10 protein-coding genes are annotated in these 10,792 nt (G+C 68.2%); 6 read left to right on the top strand and 4 right to left on the bottom strand.

The window, feature by feature from the left end; all coding sequences use genetic code 11:
- From EJ913_RS32185 to mazG, 3 genes are all read left to right on the top strand, one after another.
- On the top strand, window positions 1-182 hold a 182-nt coding region (locus EJ913_RS32185; protein WP_211099015.1), incomplete at its 5' end, for a hypothetical protein.
- On the top strand, window positions 182-688 hold the full coding sequence (locus tag EJ913_RS20610; protein WP_127001365.1) for a class I SAM-dependent methyltransferase: 507 nt from the start codon (window positions 182-184) through the stop codon (window positions 686-688). The genes EJ913_RS32185 and EJ913_RS20610, both read left to right, overlap by 1 nt.
- A 166-nt stretch (window positions 689-854) precedes the next feature.
- On the top strand, window positions 855-1,664 hold the full coding sequence (mazG, locus tag EJ913_RS20605; protein ID WP_127001364.1) for a nucleoside triphosphate pyrophosphohydrolase: 810 nt from the start codon (window positions 855-857) through the stop codon (window positions 1,662-1,664).
- A gap of 30 nt (window positions 1,665-1,694) precedes the next feature.
- On the opposite strand, the gene EJ913_RS20600 is transcribed toward mazG, so the two are convergent.
- From EJ913_RS20600 to EJ913_RS20585, 4 genes are all read right to left on the bottom strand, one after another.
- Entirely contained in the window at window positions 1,695-3,149 is a 1,455-nt protein-coding gene (locus EJ913_RS20600) for a sodium:proton antiporter (RefSeq protein WP_127001363.1), read from the bottom strand.
- 112 nt (window positions 3,150-3,261) lie between these two features.
- Window positions 3,262-3,636, bottom strand: a complete 375-nt coding sequence (locus EJ913_RS20595) for a DUF1850 domain-containing protein (RefSeq protein ID WP_127001362.1) — start codon at window positions 3,634-3,636, stop codon at window positions 3,262-3,264.
- Window positions 3,633-5,726: a TRAP transporter permease gene (locus tag EJ913_RS20590; RefSeq protein ID WP_127001361.1), complete on the bottom strand. Its 2,094-nt coding sequence runs from the start codon at window positions 5,724-5,726 to the stop codon at window positions 3,633-3,635. The genes EJ913_RS20595 and EJ913_RS20590 overlap by 4 nt, the downstream gene beginning before the upstream one ends.
- A 25-nt stretch (window positions 5,727-5,751) precedes the next feature.
- Window positions 5,752-6,705 carry a TAXI family TRAP transporter solute-binding subunit gene (locus EJ913_RS20585; protein WP_127001360.1) on the bottom strand — a complete coding sequence of 318 codons (954 nt, stop codon included), beginning with the start codon at window positions 6,703-6,705 and terminating at the stop codon, window positions 5,752-5,754.
- Window positions 6,706-6,987: 282 nt separating this feature from the next.
- Here EJ913_RS20585 and EJ913_RS20580 point away from each other — a divergent pair, with 282 nt between their 5' ends.
- From EJ913_RS20580 to EJ913_RS20570, 3 genes are read left to right on the top strand one after another with little or no spacing between them, the layout of a single operon-like run.
- Window positions 6,988-7,485: a (2Fe-2S)-binding protein gene (locus tag EJ913_RS20580; protein WP_127001359.1), complete on the top strand. Its 498-nt coding sequence runs from the start codon at window positions 6,988-6,990 to the stop codon at window positions 7,483-7,485.
- A 56-nt stretch (window positions 7,486-7,541) separates the two neighbouring features.
- A complete protein-coding gene (locus tag EJ913_RS20575; RefSeq protein ID WP_127001357.1) occupies window positions 7,542-9,935 on the top strand; it encodes a xanthine dehydrogenase family protein molybdopterin-binding subunit in 2,394 nt (797 codons plus the stop codon).
- A gap of 12 nt (window positions 9,936-9,947) precedes the next feature.
- A complete protein-coding gene (locus EJ913_RS20570) occupies window positions 9,948-10,739 on the top strand; it encodes an FAD binding domain-containing protein (RefSeq protein ID WP_127001355.1) in 792 nt (263 codons plus the stop codon).
- Window positions 10,740-10,792 lie beyond the last annotated feature (53 nt).

Genomic DNA, 10,792 nt, shown 5'->3' with positions numbered 1-10,792 from the left:
ACCGGGACGACCTTACGCAAAAAAAGGACTGTAGACCTATCATAAAAGCACGTGTCGCACTTCAGCTTGAATCTTTCAGAAGAAATGATGATCAAAAGGAACGCAAGGGTACGGCAAAAACGCGTCAGTCCTGGCCGAACAATACGAGAGCATCACATTTGGTGATGTCCACCATGAGGTGATGCATCTCTTTCCCTCCCCACCCGCACGGGTCCTTGATGTCGGAGCGGGGTCGGGTCGCGACGCCGCAGCGCTCACCGTGCTCGGCCACAGGGTCGTTGCCGTGGAGCCGACCGATGAACTTCGACAAGAGGGATTGCGCCTTCATAAGGGAAAACCCATCGAATGGGTCGATGACCATCTTCCCGATCTCCTGCAGCTTCATCGTCGCAAGGATCGCTTCGACCTGATCCTTCTGACGGCTGTATGGATGCACTTGGACATTCAGGAGCGGCAAACAGCCATGAAATCCTTGGCGGGACTCCTCAATGCGAACGGCCGGATCAGCATGTCACTGCGTCATGGTCCGGTTCCTCAAGGACGGAGGATGTTCGAAGTCTCGGCATATGAAACAATTGAACTGGCGGGCTTGCACGGGCTTGACGCGGTCCACGTTGCAGAGCGAAACGATATGTTGGGGCGATCGGAAATCCGCTGGACTTTTGTTGTTCTTAAGACACGGACATGACTGCGGCCCCCCATCGCTCGTTTGCGGAGTCGAACTGCCCCGCGGAAACTGGAAAGAAGATGGAGTTCAATCCAGTTTCGACAAAGGACGCCCCCGCGCCCGGCTTCTCATCGCCGTGCGGCTCGGCTATCGTCGCGGCCTTTTCCCGCATCCGGAGACCCGCCCCATGACCCGCAACATCGACCGGCTCATCGACGTGATGGCGCGGCTGCGCGACCCCAATGGCGGCTGCCCCTGGGATCTGGTGCAGACCTACAAGACCATCGCGCCGCACACCATCGAGGAAGCCTACGAGGTCGCCGACGCCATCGAGAAGGACGACAAGACGGCGTTGCGGGAAGAGCTGGGCGATCTGCTGTTCCAGGTCGTCTATTACAGCCAGATGGCGCGCGAGGAGGGTCTGTTCGATTTCGAGGAGGTCGCCGGCGTCATCACCGACAAGATGATCCGCCGCCACCCGCACGTCTTCGGCCCGGAGGAGGTCAAGACTTCCGACCAGCAGACCTCGCGCTGGGAGGAGCACAAGGCCGCCGAGCGCGCCGCCAAGGCGGCCGAGGAAGGCCGCGCACCCTCGGCGCTGGAGGGCGTGATCCCTGCCCTGCCCGCCCTGACCCGCGCCTTGAAGCTCCAGAACCGCGCCGCCCGGGTCGGCTTCGACTGGACCGATGCCCGCGACATCCTCGACAAGATCGAGGAGGAAGTCCGGGAGCTGCGCGCCGAGATGGACGCCGGATCGGCGCAGGACCGGGTGGCCGACGAGTTGGGCGACCTGCTGTTCGCCCTGGTGAATCTCGCCCGCCGGCTGAAGGTGGAGCCGGAAGCGGCCCTGCGCGGCACCAACGCCAAGTTCGAGCGCCGCTTCCACCGGATCGAGGCGCTGCTCGCCGAACAGGGCCGCAAGCCGGAAGGCGCCACGCTCGACGAGATGGAGGCCTTCTGGCAGCAGGCCAAGCGGGAGGAGCGCGGCGAGGGCTGAGAACGCCCTGCCCCTGCCCCCCTCTGCCCTCTACAGGAAGAACACCAGCGTCGTCAGGCCCAGCAGCGGCACCAGGATGCCGCAGGACCACGCCATGTAGCCGAAGAAGCTGGGCATGGCGACGCCGCGTTCCTCGGCGATGGCCTTGACCATGAAGTTGGGCGCGTTGCCGATGTAGCTGTTCGCCCCCATGAACACTGCGCCCGCCGAGATCGCCGTCAGCGTCAGCGCCAGATCACCCATCAGGACCTGGGCGTCGCCGCCGGCCGTGTTGAAGAAGATCAGGTAGGTCGGCGCGTTGTCGAGGAAGCTCGACAGGATGCCGGCGGCCCAGAAATAGGCGGCCGGGTTCGGCTTTCCGCCGTCGTTCACGGCGGCGATGATGGCGCCGAGCGCGCCGTCGGTGCCGGATTTCAGGATGGCGATGGCCGGGATGATGGTCAGGAAGATCGCCGCGAACAGCTTGGCGACCTCCAGGATCGGTCCCCAGCTGAAGCCGTTGAGGCGGCGGCTCTGCTCGCTGGTCAGCTTCAGCGACAGGGCCGTGATGCCGATCAGCAGAATTTGCGAGACGATGGTCTCCAGCGGGACCTCGACGTGGTGGAACGTGACGCCGGTGCCGGGGTGCCAGACGCCGCTCAGCAGCACCGCGCCGACGATGGCGGCCAGCAGGGCCAGATTGATCCCACCCTCGATGCGCACCGGCTCGCGTTCGTGAACGCCCTCGATCAGCGGGTGCTTGCCGGGATCGCGGGTGTGCAGCCAGAGGTCCAGCGCGAAGTAGATCGTCAGCAGCAGCGCCGACAGGAAGACCATCGGCCCGAACAGATGGACGGTCGGCCAGAAGAAATCGACGCCCTTCAGGAAGCCCAGGAACAGCGGCGGATCGCCCAGAGGCGTCAGCGAGCCGCCGACGTTCGACACCAGGAAGATGAAGAACACGACGGTGTGGACCTTGTGGGTCCGGTGCTCGTTGGCACGCAGCAGCGGGCGGATCAGCAGCATCGAGGCGCCGGTCGTCCCCATCACGCTGGCCAGCACGGTGCCCAGCGCCAGACCGACCGTGTTGGCCAGCGGCGTCCCCACCAGCGACCCGGTCAGCCGGACGCCGCCGGCCACGGTGAACAGCGCGGTCAGCAGCACGATGAAGGGGATGTATTCCAGCAGCAGCGTGTGCAGCAGCTCGTAGGTCGCCAGCCCAACCCCGAAGACGGCGGCGAAGGGCAGCAGGAAGGCCAAGGCCCAGGCCGCCGAGATCTTGCCGAAGTGGTGGTGCCAGACCAGCGGCGCCAGCAGCGGGAACAGCGCGATGGACAGCAGGATTCCCACGAAGGGCACCACCCAGGCCACGCCCATCAGGCGACCGTCGAGATGCGGCGCGCCGGCTTCCGCCGCCAGCACGGCGTCGGGCGACCCGGCCAGGAGAAGACCCGCCAGGGCGAGCGTGGTCGCCGCGAGGCGGCAGCTGGAAGGCAACGTGATCATGGGTCCGGATTGTCGGCTGACGAAAGGGTCGGGAGTATGCGGTCGGAGCGAGCGTAAGCCAAGCCGGAAGGGACCGGGCCGGCCACGACGTGTCTCAAGCCCCTGCCCCGCTTCACGGACAGGCGCGCAGGGTCACGGGCTCGTCCCGCCGGCCGGTCCAGTCGGCGAGCGGCCGGCAGTCGCCGCCCGCGCACAGCCGATGGTCGGCGGTGAAGGACGAGGCGGCGAGCGTCAGGCTGTCCTGCGGCGGCAGGTTGGGAACCCACACCAGCCAGCCGTCCACTTGGCGGGCGTCCGGCCCCGGCTCCATGCCGGCACCGGTGCCCTGGACGCGGGCCTCGACGGGGACGAGGCGCTGGGCCTCGACCCGCCACTCCTCCCGCCATTCGGTCTTCTCGATGGAATGCGTCCAGGACAGGGTGAAGGACGGCCCCGGCAGCGCCGCGAGCAGCGCGCCGCCAAGGGCCGTCAGGCACAAGCCGCTCACGCCGTCCGCAGGGCCGCCGTGCTCCGCCGCTGGCGGTGCTGCCAGATCAGGAACAGGCCGGTCAGGACGAAGGCCGCCTCGTCGGTCATCGGCAGGGCCAGCACGAACAGGAAGGCCGCCACCGTGGCGTAGACGCGCGCGACCAGCGACAGCGGGGTCCAGAAGAAGCCGATGGTCGCCGCCCCCCACAGCCCGATGGACAGGCAGGCCTTCAGCAGCACATAGGCCACGGCCAGCCAGTCGCCGGTCTGCAGCATCAGCGCCGGGTCGTAGACCGCCATGAAGGGCACGACGTAGCCCGCCATGGCGACGCGGGTGGCGATCCAGCCGATCTCCATGTGGTCGGCCTTGCAGATCGACGAGGCCGCCAGGGCCGCGAGCGCCACCGGCGGCGTCAGGTCGGCCATGATGCCGAAGTAGAAGACGAACATGTGGCTGACGATCAGCGGCACGCCCATGGTCAGCAGGGCCGGCGCCGCGATGGACGCGGTGATGATGTAGTTGGCCGTCGTCGGCAGCCCGGTGCCCAGCACGATGCAGGCGATCATCGTCAGCACCAGCGCCGCCAACAGGTTGCCGCCCGACCAGTCGACGATGGTCGAGGCAAAGCTCGACGCCAGCCCGGTCAGCGTCATGACGCCGATCAGCACGCCGACCAGCGCGCAGGCGACGCCGACGCCGACCGCGTTCTTGGCGCCGTCGGCGATGCTGCCGACGACCAGCGCCAGCGTGACCCGCCCGCCCTTGAAGAACAGGCAGGGGATGACGAGAAGCGCCACCAGCGCGAAGGCGAGGTGCTCGGTGCGCAGCCCCAGCCGCCACAGCCCGGCCGCGACCAGACCGACGACGACCCAGAAGGCGACGCGCAGCATCACCGGGCCGACGGTGCCGACGATGCTCATGCCCAGGATCAGCGCCGCCGTCGCCGCGATGCCGATCACGCCGGCGAACAGCGGCGTGAAGCCGGAGAACAGCAGGTAGACCAGCGCCACCAGCGGCAGCAGCAAATACCAGCCCTCCACCACCGCCTTCAGCGCGCTGGGGCATTGGTCGCGCGGCAGGCCGATGAGCCCGTCCTTGCCGGCCTCCAGATGGACCATCCAGAAGGCGCTGCCGAAATACAGGATGGCCGGGATCGCGGCGGCGATGGCGACCTCGCTGTAGGGGACGCCGATGGTCTCCGCCATGATGAAGGCGGCGGCGCCCATCACCGGCGGCATCAACTGGCCGCCCATGCTGGCGGTGGCCTCGACCGCGCCGGCGAAGGCCGGGCGGTAGCCGAAGCGCATCATCAGCGGGATGGTGAACTGGCCGGTGGTCAGCACGTTGGCGACGCCCGACCCGTTGATGGTGCCCATCAGCCCCGACGAGATCACCGCCACCTTGGCCGGCCCGCCCTTGGCGTGGCCGACGAGGCCGAGCGAGACGTCGTTGAACAGCTTGATCATCCCGGCCCGCTCCAGGAAGGCGCCGAACAGGATGAACAGGAAGATGTAGCTGGCCGACACGAAGGTCGGGGTGCCGTAGATGCCCTCGGTCGACAGGAACAGGTTGTCGATCACCTGATCCAGGTCGTAGCCGCGATGACCCAGCCCGAAGGGCAGATAGCGCCCGAACAGCGCGTAGGGGATGAACACCCCGCACATGATCGGCAGGGCGATGCCCATGATCCGCCGCGCGCCCTCGAAGACCAGCGCGATGGCGACGGTGCCGACGACGAGGTCGGCCGTGTTGGGGTCGCCCGCCCGCTGGATCAGGTCCACCTCGAACACGTAGTGGTAGAGGCCGATGGCGAAGGCGGTCAGGCCGAGCAGCCAGTCGTACCACGGTACGCTACGGCGCTCGGCCTCCTGGCGGAAGCCGAACAGGGCGAAGGTCATCAGCAGCAGGAAGCCGACATGGACCGAGCGCACCACCATGCTGGACACCGGGTTGAAGGCGGCGGTCCAGATCTGGAAGACGGAGAAGGCGACGGCGATGGCGAAGACCGCCTTGCCGTCGAACCCCTCGAAGGCGGTGACGGTGGACGGGTTCTCGCGGTCGATGGCTTGGCGGATTTGGGCGTCCGCCTCGCTGGGTTTCGCGTTCAACGCGGCGACTCCGGCCGGCGCCCGGTCACATCAGGCCCTTTTCCTTGTAGAACTTGATCGAGCCGGGGTGCAGCGGCACCGGCGACTGAGTGGCGGCGGCGTCGAGCTTGATCTGCTTGGCGGCGACGTGGGCGGCGGCGAGCGCGTCGAGATTCTCGAACAGCGTCTTCGTCATCGCGTAGGCCGCGTCGTCGCTGACGCCGGAATGGGTGACCAGCAGGTTGCGCACGGCGGCGGTCGGCACCGCCTCGGTCTGGCCGGGGTAGGTGTTGGCGGGCACCGTCTCGGCGATGTAGGCGGCGTCGCCGACCTTCGCCACGATGTCGGCCGGGATCGACACCACGGTGACTTCCTGCGAGGCCGACAGATCCTTGATTGCCGCCACGCCCAGCCCCGCCGAGATCAGCGTCGCGTCGAGCTGCCGGTTCTTCATCAGGTCGACCGACTCGCCGAAGGGCAGATACTCGGTCTTGTCGAAATCCTTGTAGGCGAGGCCGGCGGCGTGGAAGATCGCGCGGGCGTTCAGCTCCGTCCCCGATTTGGGCGCGCCGACCGACACGCGCTTGCCCTTCAGGTCGGCCAGCGTCTTGATGCCGGATTCCTTGGTCGCCACGACCTGGATGTAGTTGGGGTAGATCGCCGCGACGGTGCGCAGCTTTTCCAGCTTCGTCTTGAAGCCGACCTCCTCGTTGCCCTTCCAGGCGTCGCTCAGCGAATCGCCCAGCGTGAAGCCGATCTCGCCGCGCCCGGCCTGGAGCAGGTTGAGGTTCTCCACCGACGCCTTGGTCGCCTGCGCCGTCACCTTGGCCCCCGGCAGCGCCTTGCCGTAGACGTTGGAGAGCGCCACGCCCAGCGGGTAATACACACCGCTGGTGCCGCCGGTCAGCACGGTGATGTAGGCTTCGGCCCGAGCCGGCGATGACGTGGCCGGCAACGACGCGAACAGGCAGGCTCCGACCACGGCGGCAAGGCGTTTCATGCTGTCTCTCCCTGGGATCGTTCGTGTGCCCACTTGATGCACGGGCTTCGCAACCCACTGTAACGCGTCACAAAATTGCGCGCCAGTACGTACAATCCGAGTCTTATGCAGTTTCCATCCCTTTCTTTCGGCCGACGACCTTAGGGCCGCTTGACGCGGACTGGCCGATACCCCCTATGCTTGCGGAGAATGACCACCAGAATCCGCCGGCCGCCACAGGCCGAAGACGGATCCACCGACCCATAGCGCCAGCCCAAGCACGCCAGCCATCGGGAGGTACCAATGCCGAGCAGAGTCACCATGACCGTCAACGGCAAGACGGTCTCGCGCGAGGTGGAGGAGCGCACCCTGCTCGTCACCTTCCTTCGCGACCATCTGGGACTGACGGGAACCCATGTCGGCTGCGACACCAGCCAGTGCGGCGCCTGCGTGGTGCACATCGACGGCCGCTCGGTGAAGGCCTGCACCGCGCTGGCGGTCCAGGTCGAGGGCTGTAGCGTGACCACCATCGAGGGGCTGGCGGCGGCCGACGGCACGCTGCACCCGATGCAGGCCGCCTTCCGCGAGCATCACGGGCTGCAATGCGGCTTCTGCACGCCGGGCATGGTGATGAGCGCCGTGGACCTCGTGCGCGAGACCCCGGACCTGACCGAACAGGAGGTCCGCAACGCGCTGGACGGCAACATCTGCCGCTGCACCGGCTACCACAACATCGTCAAGGCGGTGCTGGCCGGGGCCGAGGCGATGAAGGCCGAGCCGTCGAGGATCGCCGCCGAATAGGGCGCGCCGTTTCCGGACTTCGAACGAAAAAACGTTCCGATGGGAGGATTCACGAGATGGCGAACCCCAACGGCATCGGCGCTTCGGTGCGCCGGCTGGAGGACCAGCGGTTCCTGACCGGCCGCGGCCGCTACACCGACGACTTCAAGCGCCCGGACATGACCCACGCGGTGCATGTGCGCTCGCCCTACGCCCACGCGCTGGTGAAAGGCATCGACGCGACCGAGGCGCTGGCCGCCCCCGGCGTCGTCGCCGTGCTGACCGGCGCCGACATGGAGGCCGACAAGGTCGGCAGCCTGCCCTGCGGCTGGCAGATCCACTCCAAGGACGGCTCGCCGATGAAGGAGCCGGGGCATTTCCCGCTGGCGCGCGGCCGGGTCCGCTACGTCGGCGACGCGGTGGCCGTGGTCATCGCCGAGACCCGCGAGCAGGCGCGCGACGCCGCCGAGTTGGTGATGGTGGATTACGAGGAACTGCCGGCGGTGGCCTCCTCGACCCGCGCGGTGGAGGGAGCGGCGGCGCTGGTCCACGACGACGCGCCGGGCAACGTCTGCTTCGACTGGCATCTGGGCGACAAGGCGGCGGTGGACGCGGCCTTCGCGCGAGCCGAGCATGTGGCGCGGATCGACCTCGTGAACAACCGGCTGGTGCCCAACGCGATGGAGCCGCGCGCGGCGCTGGGTGAATACGACGCGTCGAACGGCGAGTACACGCTGACCACCACCAGCCAGAACCCGCACGTCATCCGCCTGCTGATGGGCGCCTTCGTGCTGGGCATCCCGGAGCACAAGCTGCGCGTCGTCGCGCCGGACGTCGGCGGCGGCTTCGGGTCGAAGATCTTCCATTACGGCGAGGAGGCCGTCGTCACCTGGGCGGCGCGCAAGATCGGGCGCCCGGTGAAGTGGACCGCCGACCGTTCGGAAAGCTTCCTGACCGACGCGCATGGCCGCGACCATGTCAGCCACGCCGAGATGGCGATGGACAAGGACGGCCGGTTCCTGGCGCTGCGGGTGTCCACCCTGGCCAATCTCGGCGCCTATCTCTCGACCTTCGCGCCGTCGATCCCGACCTACCTCTACGCCACGCTGCTGGCCGGGCAGTACAAGACCCCCGCCATCTACGCCGAGGTCAAGGCGGTCTTCACCAACACCGCCCCGGTGGACGCCTACCGCGGCGCCGGGCGGCCGGAGGCCTGCTATTTGATCGAGCGGCTGGTCGACATCGCGGCCGGCGTGGCCGGGCTCGACCGCACCGAGATCCGGCGGCGCAACTTCGTCCCGGCCGAGGCGATGCCCTACCAGACCCCGGTCGCCCTGCAATACGACACCGGCGACTTCGCCAAGAACCTCGACATCGCCCTGCCGCTGGTCGATTACGACGGCTTCGCGGCGCGCAAGGCGGCGTCCCGGGCCACGGGCAAGCTGCGCGGCATCGGCTTCGCCACCTACATCGAGGCCTGCGGCATCGCGCCCAGCAACGTCGCGGGCGCGCTCGGCGCGCGGGCGGGGCTGTACGAATCCGCCGAGGTGCGCTTCCACCCGACCGGCTCGGTGACGGTCTTCACCGGCTCGCACAGCCACGGCCAGGGGCACGAGACCACCTTCGCCCAGTTGGTGGCCGAGCGCTTCGGCGTGCCCATCGAGAACGTCGAGATCGTCCACGGCGACACCGCCAAGATCCCCTTCGGCATGGGCACCTACGGCTCGCGCTCGCTGGCGGTCGGCGGGTCGGCGCTGGTCAAGGCGATGGACAAGGTGGAGCGCAAGGCCAGGAAGATCGCCGCCCACATGCTGGAGGCCGCCGAGAGCGACATCGAGGTGAAGGAGGGCCGCTTCACCGTGGCCGGCACCGACAAGAGCCTGGGCATCGGCGACATCGCGCTGCAAGCCTACGTCCCGCACAACTTCCCGCTCGACGAGCTGGAGCCGGGGCTGGACGAGCAGGCCTTCTACGATCCCAAGAACTTCACCTACCCCAACGGCTGCCACGTTTGCGAGGTGGAGATCGACCCCGACACCGGCGTGACCAAGGTGGTCGCCTTCGCCGCCGTGGACGATTTCGGCCGCATCATCAACCCGCTGGTCGTCGAGGGGCAGGTGCATGGCGGGCTGGTCCAGGGCATCGGGCAGGCGCTCTACGAGAACTGCGTCTACGACGAGTCCGGGCAGCTCCTGACCGGCTCCTACATGGACTACTGCATGCCGCGCGCCGAGGACGTGCCGTCCTTCACCGTGCGCACCCACGAGGACCAGCCCTGCACCCACAACCCGCTGGGTGTGAAGGGCTGCGGCGAGGCCGGGACCATCGGCGCCTCGGCCGCCGTGATGAACGCGGTGGTGGACGCGCTGTCGGCCTACGGCGTCACCCATCTCGACATGCCGGCGACGCCGGAGAAGGTCTGGCGCGTGATCCAGGCCGCGAGGCCGGCTCCCGCCCTGGCTGCGGAATAAGGAGGCGAGACGATGTACGCATTCTCCTACCAGCGTCCCAAGACGCTTGCCGAGGCGGCCAACGCCCTCAAGGCCGAGGACGCCAAGCTGCTGGGCGGCGGCCAGACCCTGCTGCCGACCCTCAAGCAGCGGCTCGCCCGCCCGTCCGACCTGATCGACCTGTCGGCGATCCCCGACCTGAAAGGCGTCCGCGAGGTCGCCGGCGGGCTTGAGATCGGCGCCTTCACCCGCCACGCCGAGGTCGGGCAGTCGGAGGTCGTCCGGCGCGTCATCCCGGCTCTGGCGGGTTTGGCCGGGAACATCGGCGACCGGCAGGTGCGGCACATGGGGACGCTCGGCGGCTCCATCGCCAACGCCGACCCGGCGGCCGACTACCCGGCGGCGGTGGTCGCGCTGAAGACCGTCGTGGTCACCGACCGGCGCGAGATTCCGGGCGACGACTTCTTCACCGGCATGTTCGAGACGGCGCTTCAGCCCGACGAGATCGTGACGGCGGTGCGCTTCACCAAACCGGACCAGGCCGGCTACGCCAAGTTCCGCAACCCGGCCAGCCGCTACGCGGTGGTCGGTGTGTTCGTGGCGAAGTTCGGCGCGGAGGTGCGGGTCGCCGTGACCGGCGCCGGGCCATCGGTCTTCCGCGCCGACGCGCTGGAGGCGGCGCTCGCCGCCGATTTCCGGGCCGAGGCGCTGGACGGCGTGGCGGTGGACGCCGACGGCCTGAACGCCGACATCCACGCCAGCGCGGAGTACCGCGCCCATCTGGTGACCGTCATGGCGAAGCGGGCCATGGGCACGCTGGAGTGATAGGCTCTCCCTCTCCCGCCCCGGGAGAGGGAAGGGGCCCATGCGGAGCATGG

Origin of the sequence: Azospirillum doebereinerae, assembly GCF_003989665.1 — a bacterium.
Classification (GTDB): Bacteria; Pseudomonadota; Alphaproteobacteria; order Azospirillales; family Azospirillaceae; genus Azospirillum; species Azospirillum doebereinerae.
This window is presented reverse-complemented; position numbering and strand designations above follow the sequence as displayed.